11 protein-coding genes and 1 pseudogene are annotated in these 18,999 nt (G+C 63.4%); 6 read left to right on the top strand and 6 right to left on the bottom strand.

Going from position 1 to position 18,999, the window contains the following annotated elements:
- Positions 1-1,471 precede the first annotated feature (1,471 nt).
- Positions 1,472-3,124, top strand: coding sequence for a CehA/McbA family metallohydrolase (locus KF886_09980; protein MBX3177678.1), 1,653 nt, complete (start codon positions 1,472-1,474; stop codon positions 3,122-3,124).
- A 261-nt stretch (positions 3,125-3,385) separates the two neighbouring features.
- Here the strand turns inward: KF886_09980 and KF886_09975 are convergent, their stop codons facing one another.
- The gene (locus KF886_09975) at positions 3,386-5,008 is read right to left on the bottom strand and encodes a mechanosensitive ion channel family protein (protein ID MBX3177677.1); all 1,623 of its coding nucleotides are present in this window, start codon (positions 5,006-5,008) and stop codon (positions 3,386-3,388) included.
- A gap of 174 nt (positions 5,009-5,182) precedes the next feature.
- On the opposite strand from KF886_09975, the gene KF886_09970 reads away from it, so the two are divergent.
- Positions 5,183-5,737 carry a hypothetical protein gene (locus tag KF886_09970; protein MBX3177676.1) on the top strand — a complete coding sequence of 185 codons (555 nt, stop codon included), beginning with the start codon at positions 5,183-5,185 and terminating at the stop codon, positions 5,735-5,737.
- Between the two features lie 50 nt (positions 5,738-5,787).
- Here the strand turns inward: KF886_09970 and KF886_09965 are convergent, their stop codons facing one another.
- The 3 genes from KF886_09965 to KF886_09955 form a co-directional block, all read right to left on the bottom strand.
- Positions 5,788-8,388 carry a TIGR03960 family B12-binding radical SAM protein gene (locus tag KF886_09965; GenBank protein MBX3177675.1) on the bottom strand — a complete coding sequence of 867 codons (2,601 nt, stop codon included), beginning with the start codon at positions 8,386-8,388 and terminating at the stop codon, positions 5,788-5,790.
- A 158-nt stretch (positions 8,389-8,546) separates the two neighbouring features.
- Positions 8,547-8,759: a hypothetical protein gene (locus KF886_09960; protein MBX3177674.1), complete on the bottom strand. Its 213-nt coding sequence runs from the start codon at positions 8,757-8,759 to the stop codon at positions 8,547-8,549.
- Between the two features lie 214 nt (positions 8,760-8,973).
- Entirely contained in the window at positions 8,974-9,633 is a 660-nt protein-coding gene (locus KF886_09955; GenBank protein ID MBX3177673.1) for a nucleoside monophosphate kinase, read from the bottom strand.
- A 258-nt stretch (positions 9,634-9,891) separates the two neighbouring features.
- Between KF886_09955 and KF886_09950 the strand changes: the two genes are divergently transcribed.
- The 4 genes from KF886_09950 (at position 9,892) to KF886_09935 (ending at position 14,360) form a co-directional block, all read left to right on the top strand.
- Complete coding sequence (locus KF886_09950) at positions 9,892-10,500, top strand: CPBP family intramembrane metalloprotease (protein MBX3177672.1); 609 nt, start codon at positions 9,892-9,894, stop codon at positions 10,498-10,500.
- A complete protein-coding gene (locus tag KF886_09945; protein MBX3177671.1) occupies positions 10,497-11,144 on the top strand; it encodes an alpha/beta hydrolase in 648 nt (215 codons plus the stop codon). The genes KF886_09950 and KF886_09945 overlap by 4 nt, the downstream gene beginning before the upstream one ends.
- Before the next feature lie 55 nt (positions 11,145-11,199).
- Entirely contained in the window at positions 11,200-13,146 is a 1,947-nt protein-coding gene (locus tag KF886_09940) for a hypothetical protein (GenBank protein ID MBX3177670.1), read from the top strand.
- Between the two features lie 110 nt (positions 13,147-13,256).
- Positions 13,257-14,360: a hypothetical protein gene (locus KF886_09935; protein MBX3177669.1), complete on the top strand. Its 1,104-nt coding sequence runs from the start codon at positions 13,257-13,259 to the stop codon at positions 14,358-14,360.
- Between the two features lie 346 nt (positions 14,361-14,706).
- Here KF886_09935 and KF886_09930 read toward each other — a convergent pair whose 3' ends face one another.
- Both KF886_09930 and KF886_09925 read right to left on the bottom strand, forming a co-directional pair.
- On the bottom strand, positions 14,707-17,085 hold the full coding sequence (locus tag KF886_09930; protein MBX3177668.1) for a hypothetical protein: 2,379 nt from the start codon (positions 17,083-17,085) through the stop codon (positions 14,707-14,709).
- 721 nt (positions 17,086-17,806) lie between these two features.
- Positions 17,807-18,846: pseudogene (locus KF886_09925) on the bottom strand (IS4 family transposase).
- Positions 18,847-18,999: the final 153 nt, after the last annotated feature.

Raw genomic sequence — 18,999 nt, 5'->3', positions numbered from 1 at the left:
ATTGCGCCCCCGGCGCAAGACAACCATGGAGCGCCGGCGGCCCGCCGGCATTGCGCCCCCGGCGCAAGACAACTATGGAGCGCCGGCGGCCCGCCGGCATTGCGCCCCCGGCGCAAGACAACCATGGAGCGCCGGCGGCCCGCCAGCGTTCCATGCACACCGGCTCCATCAGTAAAAACAAATACTGTTCCGCACTTCAGATCGCTAAAGTGTTACCGAAATTCAGGGCCGAAGGCCTGCTTCAAACCAGCCTGGGCCATCGGCCCAGGCCAAGGGATCCAACAGGTGATGAGGGCTGAAGGCCCGCTCCATAGCGCTCGTAATTCATCGGTAATCTCAGAACTGCACCCCGTTTTCCGTGCAAGATCTTCCGGCGCGCCAAGGCACAAGTTGTTGACGGGAATCGTATAGCCGATCGGCTACCTGGACGCCCTATTCGGGCTCACATGCACACGATCACCCCAGCTGCGCTGTCCGCCATCGGTGCATCATCAAGCCTTTCAGGGCGAATCCAAACCGCGCCAGCCCTTCGGGCCGAAGATACCCGCTCAATCCCGCGGTCATCAGTCAATTTCCTTGTGTTCTTTGCGCGCTTTGTGGCTCCAAATCCAATCCCCCGCCCGATCAACTCCGCTACCAGTCCGATTCTGAACAATCCGAACAGGCCGCGTCGGATATAACACGCAACCGCCTGCATACCCTACGAACGAAATTATTCTCTATCCGTGTCATCAGTGTAATCCGTGGGCACAAATCCGGATCACGGACTGCGGCCGCTCCCAAAGCATTCGTGTGCATTGGTGTCCATTCGTGGCTAAAAATTCGCGCCGCCACTCAACCACCCACACCATCCGCACACAAAAACAACCCTTTGCGCTCTTTGCGTTCTCTGCGGTTAAAGCCCTTCTCCATTTCTCTTCGTGCCCTTCGCGCCCTTCGTGGTGATCATCTCTTAAGTTGCGGCCAGAGGCTGCCCTGCGTTCTTTGCGCTCTTTGTGGCTCCCAATTCAATCCGCCGCCCGATCAACTCCGCTACCATTCCGATGCTGAACAGTCCGAACAGGACGCGTCGGATATAACACGCAACCGCCTGCATACCCCTACGACCGAAATTATTTTCTATCCGTGTCATCAGTGCAATCCGTGGGCACAATTCCGGATCACGGACTGCGGCCGCTCCCAAAGCATTCGTGTGCATTGGTGTCCATTCGTGGTCAAAAATTCGCGCCGCCACTCAACCACCCACACCATCCGCACACAAATAATCACCCTTTGCGCTCTTTGCGTTCTCTGCGGTTAAAGCCCTTCTCCATTTCTCTTCGTGCCCTCCGTGCCCTTCGTGGTGATCATTTCTTCCGTTGCGGCCCAAGGCTGCCCTGCGCCATCCGCAAAACCGCCGCAAACCCCTACCAACGCCAACCCCCAATCGGCTACCATGCCTTGGAAACCACCCCAACGACGAGATCGCGCCATGAAATCACGCTTCATCCTGCTCGCCTTCCTCTCTATCGCCGCGCCCCTCACCCGCGCCCACGACGGCGTCCACGGCCCCCTTGAACCCGTCTCCCCCGAGGCCGAAGCCCTCATCCACACCGCCCCCGGCGCGCCCTCCCCGGGCGAACCCCGCATCGCCGACGGCGCCGATACCGCCACGCTGCGCCTGCGCGTTGTGGACGCCGCCACCGGCGACCCCACCTTCTGCCGCGTGAACGTAATCGGGCCCGATGGCCACTACTACGAGCCGGACGCTCATCTCCTGCGCCCGTGGAGCCTGCATCGCCTCGGCAATCGAAAGGAAAAAGGCCCCTTCCGCTACTACGGCTGGTTTTTCTACTGCGACGGCGACGAATCCATCCGCGTTCCCGCCGGAACCGCCACCATCGAGGTCTGGAAAGGCCTCGAATACCGTCCCGTACGGGAAAGCATCACCCTGGAAGCCAGCGCCGCACGCGACGTCACCGTTTCCATCGCCCGCACCCTCGACATGGCCGCCGAAGGCTGGTTTTCCGGCGATCCGCACATCCACCTGAACCGCCGCAACGCCGCCGAGGAAGAGCGCGCGCTCGATCTCGTCGCGGCGGAGGACATCCGCTACGGATTCCTCCTCGGTATGAACGACGCCCGCACCTTTAACGGCGTCCCGGCAGATCAGGAATGGCCGCAATTGCGGGGCATGGGGGAGAGCTCGGAGGTCTGGCGCGGCGCGCACGGCGTCAGCTCGGGCTATGAATACCGAAACTCCACCTTCGGGCATATCCTCCTGCTGATGGCCGATGATCTCGTCTTCAAACATCAGGTCCTGCGGGTCGACGAATGGCCCACCTTCGCGGAAGTGGCGAAGGAGGCCCGCCGCCTCCATGGCGTCGCCTTCCACGCCCACGGCGGCTACGAGAAGGAGATCTACGCCGACTACATCCCCGGCGCCACCGACGGCGTCGAGCTCCTCCAGTTCGCGGTCTACCGGGGCATCGGCCTCGAAGGCTGGCGCCACATTCTCAATGCCGGCTTCCGTTTTCCCGCCATCGGCGCCAGTGACTTCCCCTACTGCCGCGCCCTCGGCGATTGCCGCACCTACGTGCGCCTCGGAGAGGACAAATCCATGCGCGCCTGGATTGACGCCGCGGTCGCCGGCCACAGCTTCTTCACCACCGGCCCCATGCTCGAACTCACCGTGAATGGCGCGGGACCGGGGGAGACCCTAACCGTCGATTCCAGCGTGGCGGAGGTCGCGGTGAGCGTACGCGCGCGTTCCGAAGTCGCCCCAATCCGCGAAATCCAGATCATCGCCAACGGCGCCATCGTCGAGCGATTCGCGGCCAGCCCGGACCGGCTTCCGCAGGACCTGACCCGACAGGTCAGCGTCCCGATCAACGGCTCCACCTGGATCGCCGCCCGCGCCCACGGCGAGCAGGTCGAAGGCCTGCCCGACGCGGAAGCCCACACCAACCCGGTCTACGTCCTGCGCAACGGCGAGCCCATAACGAACGCGGACTCCGTCGCCTGGCTCCTCGACCGCCTGGACGCCCAGATCGCGGTGATAGAAGCGCTGGAGGATTTCCCCCGCAAGCAGGATGTCCTCGCCTACTACCAGGAATGCCGCGCCCTCCTCGCCGCCCGCCTGTAATTCCAACAAAGTAGGATAGCCGTCCCGGCTGTCCACCGCGCCGAAAGGCGCGACAGGCTCGCGAAGCTTCCCGCACGGGAAAAAATGTAGGATAGCCGTCCCGGCTGTCCACCGCGCCGAAAGGCGCGAACGAGCGGAACCCTGGGTAACGCCACCCCGCAACATCGAGCCCTGAAACGGCGACGCTCCTCCCCCATAAGCCGAAAATGGCCGCCCGGACACGCGCCCGGACGGCCACCGATTCATACATTCGCCGCCCCCTCAACCCGTCTCCACCGCCTCCCGCTCCGAATCCACCCGCGCAACCGTCTCGTGGTACACATGCACATCCCGCTGCGGGAACGGGATCGAAATGCCCTGCGCGTCAAACTCCTCCTTCACCTTCCGCGTAATATCCCAATACGTTGGCCAGTAATCCGCCGTCTTCACCCACGGACGCACGATGAAATTCACCGACGAATCCGCCAGCTCGTTCAGCCGGATTACCGGCTCCGGACTCGCCAGCACCGCCGGATGTTCCGCCACGATCCGCTCCAGGATCGCCTGCGCCTGGTTCATATCATCCGCGTACCCAATGCCGAACACCATGTCAATCCGGCGTTGCGTGGTGCCCGTCGCATTCGTGATCACGTCGCCCCAGATCGAATTGTTCGGCACGATCACCTTTTTGTTGTCGCCCGTCGCGATTGTCGTCGAGACCAGGTTCAGTGAAACCACGCTGCCGGATATCCCCGAAACCTCCACCCAATCGCCCACGTCAAACGGCTTGAAATACAGGATCATGATGCCGCTCGCGAAATTGCTCAGCGACCCCTGCAGCGCAAATGCCACCACAAAGCCCGCCGCGCCAATCATCGCCAGAAGCGGAGCCGTGTCAATCTCCAGCGCGGACAGCGCCAGAATCACGCCGATCCCGAATACGATCCGCCGCACCGTGACGGAAAGGAAATCCCGCATCAAGGTCGTAAGCCGGCGGTTCACCCGGAGCGCCCGCAGGGCGAGTCCGCCGGCAATCCGGGATACCATCCACGCCGCCAGAAGGATCAGGATGAACTGCACCAGGTTCCACGCAATGCGCAGCCCGCCCTCCTCCGACGTCAGCCAGCCGATTACCGCCGCGCGCGTCGCGTCCTGGTCGGATACGTCAACGCTGATGCCCGACACCGCGCGGAGGTAGTAGCGCTCCTCGTGCGCCGCGCCGCCTTTTCTTTCCAACTCGTCCAGGACCAGCCGCAAACGCTCCACCAGCGCCGCGCGTTCCGTGCGCAGGGTGGAGATTTCCTTAAGGGCGGCCCCCTTCTCCTCCTGGGCCGCCTCGATCGTCTGCGTGACCGTATCCGCCACCTGGGCGAGGGCGTCGCCGCCCGATTCGGAAGCCCCCCGAATATCCGCGGATATCTCCGGGGCGCCCGCCGACGCTACCGCCCTCTGGATCTTGGCGTCCGCCTCCTCAACTGCGGCGCGCGCCACGTCCGCAGCCGACGCCGGCGCCGCTGTCCCTGCGTTCCCCGCCTTCTCGATGGCCTTCTGGGCATCTGCGACTGCATCCACAACCTCCTTCTTGGCCGCAATTTGTGCGTTTTGTCTGCGTACCGCAATTTCCCGGCCGGAGATTTCCGCCACCTTCGCACGCACCAGCGCCATCCAGGCGTTCTTCTCGCTCGTCAGCTCCGTCACCGTCAACGGCCTGAGTTGCAGCGCCAGCACCTCGGCCGGGATCTGCGGATCGCTCGCCGTGACCGGCTCCGGAAGGTCCGCGCCGGGCTCAATGACCAGACGGTCCTGAGCGCCGGCCGCCAGGGAACCGCACAGCAGTATACACGCGGCAACGGCATACAAGCGCCAGCGGCATCGCGATTGAGGTGATTCAAGGGTCTTTCGCATCGGTTTTCCTTTCGTGCCTCCCGCCCGCTGCTGTCCCGATGGTGACCGTGTTATTCTAACGCCTCATGGACCCAAATGGAAACCCGCGTAATTTATTGCGTGAATCCGCCCGCCACGGATTGCTAGGATACCGGCTGCATTGGAGCCGCCAGCCGCGGCGAGAGGAAGGTTGACGTGAACTACAGCCGCCGTATGTTTGGGGTTGCGACCTTGATGGCCGCCGCCGGCGCCCTGCTGCCCGCCTGCGAATCCACCGGCAGGAAGTCCAAGCCCGCCGCGAAAACGCTCGACCGGCAGGGGGTCCAGACCGTCGCCGTGCTCGCGCATTACCTGTTTCCGCGCGGCTGGGACGAGGCCATGCAGGTCTCCATGGCCCGAAGGATGTATCCCCTTGAGTACCATGGCAATGCCCATCAGGGCAGAGTGCTCATTCAGTCCAAGGTGGAGTTCGACGCCGCCGCCCTCCAGCGGCTGCTCGCCGACGCGCAAAAAGTCGCGCCAGACTTCCGCGCCGGCGCCAGCGATCGCGACACCTTCGACAAGGGCGGATCCGGCGAATCCGGCGTGATGCGCCAGCTTTCCTGGTGGAAACCCGCCAGGCAAAAGGACGCCAAATACTATTTCTGGAGTACAAACTGGGCCGGAGAGCCGGAGGCACGAATCTGGCTCCAGGTTTCCGACGCCGAAAAGGGAAAGCGACTCGTATACATCCGGATCGAATCCGATTAGCGGGGAAACACGCATCCCCGCCCGTTTTTACGCGCCCCGCACACCAATCCTCACGCAAGCGCCCGCGCACGCTCTTCCCGCAACAGCGTGTTCTCCTTCGTCACCTGCGTGTGCTCCGGAGGAAGGCCCAGCAGCGCCATGATATCCTTCGGCTTGGCCAGCCGCCCGTTCTCGTCGCGCGTCGCAAAGGAAAGCACCGCGTGCGCGCCGTCCTGCCGCGTTACCGCGAGCGACTCCAGCATCGGCCGGATATCGATCTCCGCCGTCGTTTTCTCGCGCCGCTTCCAGCCCCGGCCCTTCTTCGGCTTGCGCTGTTTCACCTTGCGCTCGACCAGGATTTCCTCTTGCGCCAGCAACGCCGCCACCCGCTCGCGCAAGTCCGCCGGAGCCGCCACCGTCCGCAGGCTGTACTCAAAGCCGTCCACCAGGCTCATCAAGGACTCGCCGCGAAGCGGAAGCGATTCATACGCGAATACATGCAGGCCCGGCGGAACCCGTTCCTGCAGGCGCGCATACAACGCCTCCTCGTCGACATACTCCTTGAGCATGACGTCCATGTAGTCGCCCCGACTCGCCTCGCCCACCGGGCACGCCGTGGAGAAGGTCACCCGCGGCTGTGCGTGAAATCCCTGTGTGTACGCAATGGGAGCCTTCGCCCGGCGCAGCGCCCGGAACCACGCATCCTTCAACTCCAGGTGGGAGAGAAAGCGCGCCTCGCCGCTCCGCCCGATCCGGAAGCGCACCCGCTGAACCGGATCCGGCTGCTCCGTAAACGCCGGCGTGTAGCCCTCCCACGTCGCCTCTTCCTGCTGGTGACCCGCCTTCTGGCGCTTCAGCATTGTCTTGCACAGTTCGCGCTCGCGATAGATCACGCCACACAAATGGCATTTTCCCGCGCGGCAGTCCTGCGCATACTTCAATTCCATCGCGTTCCGCCAGTCCTTCTGGAACCAGTCCTTCGGAATCAAAATGTCGATGTGGTCCCAGGGCAGCCGCTCGTTCACATCCCGCTCGCGGAACTGCCCCGCCACGTCGTAATCGACATCCGCGACCGCCTTTTCCCACGCCGCGAAATTGACATGCTCCTCCCACGTCTCCAGTCGTGCGCCATTCTTCCACGCCGCCTCGATCAGGTCCGCCGCCCGCCGGTCCGCCCGGCTCAAAAGCCCCTCAATGAACGACGTCTTCGGGTCATGCCGACCGAACTTGATCCCGTGCTGGCCCCGGAACTTCTGAAAAAGGATCTCCTGGCGCCGGTGCGTCTCCTCGATCGAAATCTGCTCCGCCCACTGAAAAGGCGTAAAAGGCTTCGGAATAAACGTCGATACGCCCGTGCGTACCGCCGCGCGGGGATTGATCTGCTTCCCCTCCCGCACCGTGCGGATCGCCAGATCCGCGATCGCCTCCACATCCTCGTCGCGCTCCGTCGGCAGGCCAATCATGAAGTACGTCTTCACATGGTCCCAGCCCCGCCCGTACGCCTCCGCCGACATGTGCAGCAGCTCCTCGTCCGGGATAAACTTGTTGATCACCGCGCGCATCCGGGGCGTCGCCGCCTCCGGCGCAAACGTCAGCCCGCTGCGCCGCACGCCCGCGACCATGTCCGACAATTCCACCGCATAGGAATCCAGCCGGAGCGAGGGCAGCGAAATCGATACGTTGTCCTTGTGCCCGCGCTCCGCCGCCATCTTCACCAGGGTTCGCGGCATCGAAAAATCGCACGTGGAAAGCGAAATCAGCGAAACGGCGTCGAAACCCGTGTTCTCCAGCGTCTGCTCCATGAGCTTGTCGATGTTCTCGATCGAGCGCTCGCGCACCGGCCGCGTCACCATCCCCGCCTGGCAGAAACGGCATCCCTGCGTGCAGCCGCGGAGTACTTCCAGGCCCGCGCCGTCGTGCACCAGCGCCGCGTTTGGAACGATGTAATTCGTCGGGAAAGACGCGCCGTCCATGTCCTTCACCAGGCGCTTCACGATCTTCGGCGCGTCCTCCTTGGGGAGAATCTGTCCGTCCGGCATCGTCTCGAACGGATAGAGCTCGGGTACGTAGACGCCCTCCAGCAGGGCCATCGCCTCAAGCTGTTCCCGGCGGCTCACCCCCTTCAGCCCGCGCATCGTCTCCGCGATCTCCATCATCGCGTCCTCGCCGTCGCCAATCACAAAGAAATCGATAAACGGTGCGATCGGCTCCGGATTAAACACGGCCGGACCGCCCGCGAAAATCAGCGGCATCGAATCGTCGCGCTGCGCGCTGCGGATTGGCAGCCCCGCAAGATCCAGGGCATTGATAATGTTCGTAAAGGTCAGCTCGGACTGAAGCGTGAAGCCGATCATGTCCGCCGAGGTCAGCGGATCCTTCGATTCCAGCATGAACAGCGGCAGCCCGCGCTCCCGAAGGATCGCTTCCATATCCGGCCCCGGCGTGTAGCCCCGCTCCGCCCACACCCAGTCCAACCGGTTCATCTGCGCGTAGAGAATGTGCAGCCCGAGATTGCCCAGCCCCAGCTCATACAGGTCGGGGAAGAAAAAGCAGATGCGGAGTTCCACATCCTCCGGGTTCTTCCGGGTGCTGTTCAACTCGTTGCCGAGATAGCGCGAGGGCTTTTCAACCCGGGCGAGGATTTCGTTGTCCAGAACGTCGCGAAGATTCATGGCGCGGGCGTTAACCTTTTGAAAGTGGGGGAGATTCACGGCTGTTAACGCATAACAGCCGGGATGGGGACGGTATTCCACCGCTGCCCCCACAGTATACCCCGCGCGGGCCGCCAAAGGCCAGCCCGGAGCCGCGCAATACACTGGCGCAAAAGCGCTTAGAAGCTCGATCCCTCGCTCTGCCAGAGCAGCGTCTCTTCCGGATCATACAGCAGCGCGCGCCGGCAGCCCGCCTCTTCCGCTGCTTCCTGAACCTGGATGATCAACTCCTCCTGGTACCAGTCCCGAAGCGGGCGCGCCGGTTGGTACCACATCCTTCGCTGGCTCTCGTCCATGACGTGAATGTGCAGCGATGTGTTTTTCGAACGCACAGCCGTTCTTCCCCTTGATTCGGCGTATCGCCGCGCTCTTCCGCTCCAGTCCTGCGCCCTGGAGCTCCGCCTCGCGGCAACACGTTTTCCTCTCGCGCCCGGCGCGCCGTGGGCACGTCCCGCTTGGGCGCCTCACGCCCTGCATCATAGCAGGAGACGCCCGAAATTACGAGAGAAATCTTCTGGCCGGACGCAACCGGGCGCCCATTTTTCGTCACGCTTCCTGCGCGGGCGCCATGGCCGGAAGGCGCAACTGCGATCGGATCTCCGCCTGGATGTCAAGGGGATCCGCGGCCCCGTTCACCTTGATGACCAGTTCCTTCCGCCGGAACAGATCCAGCAGCGGCGCCGTCTTGTCGTGGTAATCCGCAATCCGCTTGCGAACCGCCGCCTCGTTGTCGTCCTCGCGCGTGATCAGCCTGCCCTTGCAGACATCGCACTGGTCCTCCACCTTGGGCCGGTGCTGGATAAGATTGTAGTCCAGGCCGCACTGGCTGCAAAGGCGCCGCGAAAGTACCCGCTGCATCACCACCTCGTCCGGCACGTCAATATGGATCACCGCGTCGATGTCGTAGCTCTCCAGGAAAAACTGCGCCTGCTTCCGGCTGCGCGGGAATCCATCCAGGATAAATCCGTAGTTCCAGTCATGCTCCTGAAGCCGCTGCCCCACCACGCGCTCCACCACATCGTCCGGAACCAGATTGCCCGCGCTGATTATGCGCCGAACCTGCGCCGCAAGTTTCGTGTGGTTCTGGATGTTCCAGCGAAAGATGTCCCCGACACTGATGTGGACGAGGTTGTAGTCGTGGGCAAGCAGGTTCGCCTGTGTGCCCTTGCCACAACCCTGCACGCCCATAATGACGTACTTATGCATGACAGTTCTTCTATGGTTGTTGCCCCGCCGGGGCAGACAGATTGAAAGGCGGGCGCGATCGGTTCCCGATTGCCCCGAATTCCTGGCGCGCCGGCGGGCGCTCCACCCGCACTTCCGCGAGCGGGGCCGGGGCGCGCAATCGATGGCGTTCGCCCGCCACGTAGACAAACAAACTATGCTATGCTGGGGCCTGCGGAATCAAGTTTTTCACCCGGGAATGACCGCGGCGTCGCGCCGCCGAGGAGACAGCCGATACCCATGGGCCGTTGGGCGCGCACTTCAACTTACCCGCCGCCGGGACGCGCGGGCCTCATAAGGATCACCCTCTACGTCGAGGGCGGGCTGCTCGCCGCCGCCCTGGCCGCCGGCTGGCTCTTTCAGCGCCCCTTCTGGGCCGGATACAGCATGGCCCCGGGCGCGCTGCTCGCCGGTTTGCTCGCCGGTCTCGCCTTTCTGGCCCTGGCCCTCTTCGCCGTCGATGGGCCCTGGCCCATTACGGCGCGCCTCCGCGAGGATATCGACCTCCTCATGCCGCTTTTTCGCAACGCCTCCCTGCCGGAATTGCTCTTGATTTCCGTCCTGGCCGGCGTGGGGGAGGAGGCCCTCTTCCGCGGCGTACTCCAGCCCCTCCTCACGGAGTACATCGGATTGCCCCTCGCCCTCATCCTCGTGTCGCTCCTCTTCGGTCTGCTGCACTGCATTTCCATCCCCTACGTCGTATTCGCCTCCCTGCTCGGCGCCGCGTTTGGCGCGCTATACGCCTCCACCGGCAACATCCTCGTTCCCGCCGTCGCCCACGCCAGCTACGACTTCGCCGCACTCGTCTACGGCGTGTACTGGCGCCGGAACGCCGGATCCGCGCCATGAGCGGCGCGCCGGGAGAAAGCGTCGTGCTCCTGCATGGGCTGGGCCGCAGCCGGGCCTCCCTCTGGCGCCTCAAGAGCCGGATCGCCCGCGCGGGCTTCGATACCTTCAATTTCCCCTACGCCCCAACCTTCCACCGCTTCGACACCATCGTAGGCGACCTGCACGACTACCTCGTGAAACACGTCAAGACGCCTCGCTACCACCTCGTCGGGCACTCGCTCGGCAATATCGTTATCCGCGCCCGCTTCCGCTTCGGCTACCCACACGAACTCGGCCGGATCGTCATGCTCGCGCCACCCAATCACCCCCCCGAACTCGCCCGGCGCCTGCGTGGCTGCCCGCCCTATCGCCTCTGGGCCGGCGATTCCGGACAGCGCCTGGCGTCGGCCGCTTTCTACGAGTCACTTCCCGTGCCCGATGTCCCCTTCGGAGTAATCGCCGGAAACAAGGGCCTCGGCATCGGTTTCGGCGAACCAAACGACGGGATCGTCACCGTCGCCGGCACGCGCCTGCACGGCATGGCGGACCACATCGTGCTCCCGCTCGCGCACACCTTTATCATGAACAGCCGCCGCGTGGCCGCGGAAACGGTTCACTTCCTCCAACACGAAAGCTTTACACTGGATTCTGAGAACGACGAATAAAAAATGGCAATTTACCCGTTCCAAAGGGTATAAAGATGGGCAATATGGAGGTAGTATGGCTGTAGTCGACACGATACGCCGCGGATGGCACCTCGGATTTCAATGCACCCGCATCGTATTTCGAAATAAATCACTCTTGCTCTTTCCGCTGATCCCGTTTTCGGCGGCCATGACCCTCATTATTCTTTTCCGCCTGATACTGGGCACCGACGTGCTCTTCTGGGCCCTCTTCATTATCGATACGCTCCAGCACGCGCGCTTCTTCTTTGTGGGCTACCTCGTGGTCGCCGTCATTTCCGTCTTCTTTTCTTTCGGCCTCGTCGCGGCAACACGCATGTCGATCGACGAACAGGCTTCCGACTTGTCCGTCGGGCTCGGCGCCGCGGCCAAAAACATTCACTGGATCGCTATCTGGGCAGTCTTCGGCTGGACGGTGGGCCCCCTCCTGAGCCTCATGGAACAACACCGCATCACCGCCCACTGGTTGCGCCGCATCACGCGCACAAACTGGTCGCAAATGCGCTATTTCCTGCTCCCCGTGCTCGTCGTCGACCGGCTCGACATTGTCCGAGCCGTGCGCCGCTCCGTGGAAGCCGTGCGCGATCAGTGGGGCGAGGCCGCCGTGCCGCGCACCGGCCTGCTCTGGTTCTTCTGGCTCCTGAATCTGCCCGCGCTCGCATTGGCCGGATACGCCTACTTGCAGGAGGGTCCCTGGCCAAAATCGGTGACCTTCGTCATTCTTCTCTTGGTCTACGGGGCCATCGTGGCGCACCAGTCAATCAGCGCCGTCCTCAGCGTCGTCCTTTACAAGTTCGCCACCGAAGGAAAACCGGTGCCCGGATTCGACGCGGAATACCTCCGAAACGCCTTCGTACAACGAAAGGTGTACGTCTTTGTTAACGAGGCGCCCGAACCCAGGGCAAAGGCCCAACCAGCCCTCTTGCCAGAACCACCACACGAACGCGCGGACGTGCCGGGCGCACACGAAGTGGTTGTCCACGACGATAAAGACCCCTCGGACACGCCGCCCGCGGTGGATGAGCCCGCCGCGGCGGACGGGACAGATCCTGCGGTTGAACCGCCCACAGCGAACAAGCCTGCCACGGCGGACAAGCCTGCCACTGCGGACAAGCCTGCCACTGCGGACAAGCCTGCCACTGCGGACAAGCCTGCCACTGCGGACAAGCCTGCCACTGCGGACAAGACACCCACAGTGGAGAAGCCAGGCACTGCGGACAAGGCGCCCACCGCGGAAAAGACACCCACTGCGGAGAAGCCTGCCGCCGCGAACAAGCCAGCCACTGCGGACAAGCCAGCCACAGCGGACAAGCCTGCCCCTGCGGTCAAGACAGCCCCTGCGGACAAGACAGCCCCTGCGGTCAAGACAGCCCCTGCGGAGAAGCCTGCCACAGTGGACAAGCCTGCCCCTGCGGTCAAGACAGCCCCTGCGGAGAAGCCTGCCACAGTGGACAAGCCAGCCACAGCGGACAAGCCAGCCATCGGCGAAAAGCCAGCCACTGTGGAAAAGCCAGCCACTGTGGAAAAGCCAGCCACTGTGGAAAAGCCAGCCACTGTGGAAAAGCCAGCCACTGTGGAAAAGCCAGCCACTGCGGACAAGGCGCCCACCGCGGCCAAGCCAGCCATCGCCGAAAAGCCAGCCACTACGGCCAAGCCAGCCGCCGCAAACAAGGCGCCCGCCGCGACTAAACCCGTCACTAAGGCCAAGCCAGCCGGCGAGGCCAATGCATCCGCCACGAATAAACCAGCCGCGACGGCCAAGCCAGCCGCCAAGCCAGCTGCTATGAATAAACCGCCGGCCGCGGCCAAGCCACCCGCCGCGGATAGCGCTCCTCGGGGAAGCAGCGGCAAACCGGGCTCCCCAACTGCGCCTCCGGAATCCGAAAAACACAAGTCGCCCCCTCCGGAAAAGGCGGAGCAAGGCGAGAACAAGGCTTCGGAGGTTCCCCCCGCGGAACAGAAGGACCCGGCCCGGCAACCGTAGTCTCTCGGGAGGGGACGCGATCACGCTACGCCCGCCCGGCTCCCAGGTGAATAAAAGCGACGCCCGGCGGTAGAATAGCGGTGCATCGAACCCAACGAAGAGGAGAAACGATGTCCGCCTTCAAGCGTATAAGCCTGGGCTGGAGCCTGGGCTGCAGTAGCCTGCGAATCGTATTTCACGACAAGACCCTGCTCCTGTTCCCCATGATTCCCATTACGGCAGCCCTCGCCGTGATATTGTCCTTCCTCGCCATTATCGGAGCCGACCAGCTCTTCTGGGCCCTCTTCGTCATCCAGTCCGTCAAGCACGTACGCTACCTGGCCATTGGCTACGCCATCGTCGCCATCATCTCGGTCTACTTCGCCATGGGCCTCGTCGCCTGCACCCGGATCACCCTCGAAGAGCGCGATTCCAAACTCGCCGACGGCATGCTCGCCTCGGCGAAAAAATTCCACTGGGTCGTAATCTGGGCCCTGATTTCATGGTCCATCGGGCCGATCCTCAATCTCCTCGACCACCTGCGCTTCACCTCCCAATGGGTGCGCCGCATCCTCAAGACCAATTGGTCGCAATTGAGCTTCTTCCTCCTCCCCATTCTCGTCGTGGACAACGTCAACGTGTTCAGCGCCATCAAACGCTCGATCGAACGGAGCTCAAGTACCTGGGGCCGCGGCTCCGTATCACAGCTCGGCCTCCTCTGGTTCTTCGCCGCCCTCAACCTGCCCACGCTCGCCCTCTTCGCCTACGGGCACATCCTCGAAGGGCCCTGGCCGCGCTGGATGACCATCGTCGTCCTTGCCATGGTGTACTTCACCGTCGTCATCTACCAGACCGCCACCGCGGTCCTGAGCGTCGTGCTCTACAAGTACGCGCTCGACCGCTCCGTCGTTTCCGGCTTCCGCGAAGAATGGCTCAAGGACGCCTTCGTCAAGCCAAAGGTCCACGTGCTGGCGGGTTCCGCCGAGGAATCCCTGGATGATATGCCGCCCCCAGACGGCGTCGAACCCGCGGACGGCGAGCCGAAGGCCGCCCCCAACCCCGAAGACGCCTCGGCCGCTGAAGCATCCGGAGCCCCGGAAGACACTGCCCCGGAAGACACTGCCGCCCCGGATGATTCACCGTCAGCCCAGCCCGAAACGGACCACGAATCCGGCGCCGAAACCACCGACGCCGCCCACCACGATCAACCAGACCCCGGCCCGCGATCCCAGTAAGGAAAAAGCCCCCCCAAATACACCCGCCACACCTCCCCTCCAGAAAAATCACCGCCCAAAGAACGTGGCACAGGCGTCCCGCCTGTGCTCGCGCGCCGGAAGGCGCGCCGTTCAGTTCACCGCGATTCCGTATACGCACCGTCCGTACGCAACGAAACCAAACCGAAGCGCCACCCGGAAACACCGTCGGCTACGCGACAGCCACGGAGTGGCGCCGGAACTTAGCCCAGGGTGAAGCGGCTTCGCGCCCCAGCGCGAAAAAGCGAAACCCTGGGTGACGCGCCCGACTCCAGAATAAAGCCCTGAAAGGGCGACGCAACACCCACCAACACCACCACGCCCGCTCTCACGATCCCGGCTCCAGGCCCAACCGCGCGGCCAACCCCGGCAAGATCTCCGCGAGCTCCTGCTCCAATAACCCAATCTTCGCATCCAGCATCTCCTCCCCATGGCTGAAGATATGATCGCTCCCGAAATAAAAATCCAACCGCACATCGCCCGCCATCACCGGCTGCGCGGCCCGCGCATTCTCCAGTTCATCCTCCAACACCGCCCGCCACCGCGCGTAATCGCGGCCCAGCGCAGCCAGATCCCGATCCGGCGCCTCCAGCGCTGCCCACAACCGATCGCGCAGCTGGCAGCTCTCATAAAAGTTCGCCTCCGTCCGCGCCGTATGGTAGAACCACCGGATCGGCGCGTCCTCCGCGTCGAACATGAGCTTGTGGCGTTCGCCCACCAGCAGCCGCGCCCGGTCCATCGCCTCCACCGCCGCCCGGAGCCGCTTCTCCATCTCCCGGTAAAAACGCCCGAACACCGGCACATTCCCTGTCGGTTTCCGCTCGTACGTCGGCAGCTTCTTGAGCCCTTCCGCGTCCGCAATCTCCGCCAGAAACAGGTAATACCCGTCGAACAGCGCAGGTACCTCCGCCGCCGGATCGGCAATCATCGGGTGCGCCGGACCCAGGTAATACGGGCCCTTATAATAACTCGGAATCTCCGGCGACCACGGAATCGCGTCCGAAACCGCCTTCCACGCCTCGCGCACATGCGGCCCCGCTTCCGGCCCCGCGATGCGCGCCGCAAATCGCTGGAGAAACGTCTCCTGGTCCACGCCCGCGTCCCACCAGAGAAACTTGTTCACTTCCGACGCGCTCGTGCCGAAATTGGATCGGAACGCGGGAAAGACCCAGGCCCCATCCGCCCCGCACGACGCCAGCGCCTCCGCACGCTCCACCCACCGGTCCATACACGGCACGTGCGGCAACCGGGGCGCCTCAAACGCCAGTTCGGGCTCGCTCTTCAGATAGATCGGGATACCAGCCTCCCGGCACGCCGCAATTTGCGCCGCGCAACGCTCGCTCGGACCGATCAGGTCGATGCTGTAGTCCCACAGATGCTTATTGACGCCGTCTTCCTTCTGCACGTACGCATCCTTCTCAATTTCCGTGAAGATGCCCGTGCCCGGCTTCAGTTTCGCGATAAATGCCTCCTGCGTCTTGTCGCGCGACCACACATGCTCCGCGGAATACGGCCACGCGATGATCTCGGCCTCGGGGTTCACCGTACGCGCCGCCTCGGCCATCAGGTTGCAAAGATTGGCCACCACCGTCTCGGCGTCCAGTGCATTGCAGCGCTCGCAGTTCGTCCGGCCCTTCTCCACCCCATACGGCCGCATGTAGCAATGATAAAACCCCTCTCCGCCTATGATGACCACCACCCCATCCAGCCCCGGCGTGCCCTCGAACAGCCCGATCATCGATTCCCGCAGGAACCGCTTCATCAGCGGATGTTCCGTGCACAGCACGAACTCGCCATCCGCCTTCCACGTCCGCGCGCCGCGCAGATCCGGGTGCGCCGCAAAAACCGGATGCTCCTCCGCGTACTTCTGGCGCGCGTCCAGGAAGGCATAGGTCTTCAGGCCCATTTCTTTCGCCGCCGCCACGCCCGCCGCGCCACCCTCCAGCAACCCCGGAACCCGACGCTCCGCCAGCTCCGGAATGGCGTCCGAAGTCGAAAGCGCATGCAGGTTCCCGCCACCCGCGAACACCGCGTTGTACCCCGAGAAGATCAACTCCCGGTAGCTCCCGCCCCGGGGCGTCGCGCCCAGCCGCACCCGGAGGCGCGGCGCCGCCTTGCGCACGCCCTGCGCGACAATCGGAGCGCCTCGGAACCCCATCTCGTCCACCAGCCACACGATTCCATCCCGGAGTCCCGCCGCGTCCACGCCCTCGACCCGAATCTCATCCGCCGCCACACGCACGGTGTAGCTTTCGGCGTTCCCCGGCATGCCGCCGCCCGAAGGGCTCAGGATCAGGCGCTTCTCTCCGCCCGAATCCGCCGCCCCGCCGGGCGCGACCGCCAGCTCCACGCCCATCACCTCGGCAAGAAAGGTCCGCAGATGCCCCGCCATGGCCTCAGTCAGCGGATCCGGGTCCGACGGAATGCAAATGCGCCACGCCGCGGTGATCTCCGTCTCAACCGCACCCGCCTTCGCCTCCGGATCCCGGGAAAAGCGCGAGAAATAGTTCGTCGAGAGCGCCGAATACGGGCTTTTGGCGTAGGCCTCCGCAAATTCCTGGCCCACGCGCCCCGCCAACTCGCCCAGGCTTTCCGCGGCCCCCGACGCGCCCGCCACCAGCAACAGCAGCGCCGGAACCGCCAGGCGCAAAGCGCGGGTCGGCATTCCCATGAGTTTCTTACCGTGGGCATTCAGATAGGCGGCCATAAATCGATCTTCCCGGTTGGCGTTCCATGCCGGCGCGGATCATCCCGAGAGCGCAACAAGCCCGCTCGGGCCCACACCGCCAACGATGGTAGCCCCAAACCCCCACCCGGGACAAGCGCACCCCGCCGCCGCCACGCAGTCCCTGTAGTCCCTGTAGTCCCTGTAGTCGTTTCAGTCCTATTTGTGGCTCATCCGGTTTGAGCGTACGGGATTATTCATAGGCGTTTCTCCGTGCCCGAACTATCCGGGACCGCGAATGTATGCCGGTTGGGGCCTCCGTTGGAGTAATCGTATCGACTGTTCTTTCGGCCCGAAGGGCCAGTGCAGCTCCCAGCCCCGGGCAACGCCCGGGGAATACGGGGGCACCACCTTCCCCGCCCTGAAAGGGCAGCGCAGTGAGCCAGTCCAGCGTTTCCGAAGTTCAACTGCGCTGCCCTTTCAGGGCGTATGAGAAACCCACCGCTCAATCCCTGGGCGTTGCCCCATAAGCGCTAACTTGTTTTATGGAAAATATTGTTCGGTCTGGGCACGCCGCTTGCGCGGCCGCTCGGTCAGGGCGTGTGCGATCTCGCCCCAACGCTCGATTGTATCGCGAAGCGACAGAGTAGGCTCGAGCGCGCACCTGACCCGATGAAACGCGTATGAGAATTCACGCCACCGACTCCTGGGGCGGTTGCGTGACGATTTCGTAGCCCCAGGGGGAAATAGACGCCGCATGAAGCTACAAGTTTTCAGTGATCAATGCGATGAACAGCTTGCCGTAGAGCCTGCCTCGGCGCTTTCATCGTCATTATGAGCAGATGCCCCAGTTTGTGATCTGCTTGAATCGCTTGAAAACAAGCTCGATTTGCCAGCGGATTCGATACTACTCCATCACGACGCTGGGCGGGAACTTTCTTCGGGAAATGTGGTGAAGACGATGATGTGCTCGGCGTACACGAGCGTCTGGGCCCTGAGTTTCTGCCCGTTTTTGCTCTCGCGCCGTCTGAGCTTGCGGTGGGCCTGGCGGATGGCTTCTTCGCTCTTCCTCACCACGCATATCCGTCCGGAGACGGCGTCCTTGCCTTCACACGGGATAAGCACAGGCCAACTCCGCACTTCGCCCGCTTTCTTGAAGCGTTTCAGGTGAGCCAGCAAGTCGAATTTGTTGCCCGCGCGGTCTGTTGCCGGTACATTGTTGGGGTTGAACCGCACCGTAACAAAAGCGCCGCTCGAATTCACGTACTCGATTCCGCTCGCCAGCGAGTAGCCGCGGTCGGCCAGAATAAGGTCGCCGGCATTGACGGGAAAGCGCTGAAAGGTTTCGCCCGTCCCCTCGCCCTTTATGGGGGTTATCTGGAAGTAGTCGCAGCACATCGAAGGGGCCTGGATGCTATAGTGAACGCGCCATATGCTGCCCGTTTTCCCAGGCTCCGCCACGTGGGTTGCGTCGAAAAGCCGGACGGGAGACTGCGCGGCTTGCCCGGGCGTCGTGACGCGTTCGGCCAGCAGCGAAACACACAGTGCGTGCAGCCAGCCCTTGCACTTCTTCAGGCGCTTGAACAGCGCCACATCCGACATGTCCCCAAGCCCGGACTGCCTCGCGCACACCACCGTCTCGCGAAGCGAATAGCCGCATCCAAGGTGAATCAGCAGGGTGCGGAGAAGATTCTCCGCCGACTTGTCCTTGCGCAAACCCTTGAGCGCACCGCTGGTCGCCGCAAGCTCTTGCCAATTCGCCGGAAACAATGTTGTCAATACCTTCCAATCTTCGTCCATCATTGGCCGTCCTCGCTTCCTGATGGGAAGTATAGCACGCGGCCTGCGGCGGATTGCAAACAAGTTAGCGCTTATGGGGCGTTGCCCAGGGCTGAAAACTGCGTTGGCCCTTCGGGCCGAAGGCGTGCGTTGGCATCCGGTTCTGCTGCCGAATAC

It is taken from the genome of Candidatus Hydrogenedentota bacterium (assembly GCA_019637335.1).
In the GTDB taxonomy this organism is placed as follows: domain Bacteria; phylum Hydrogenedentota; class Hydrogenedentia; order Hydrogenedentales; family JAEUWI01; genus JAEUWI01.
This window is presented reverse-complemented; position numbering and strand designations above follow the sequence as displayed.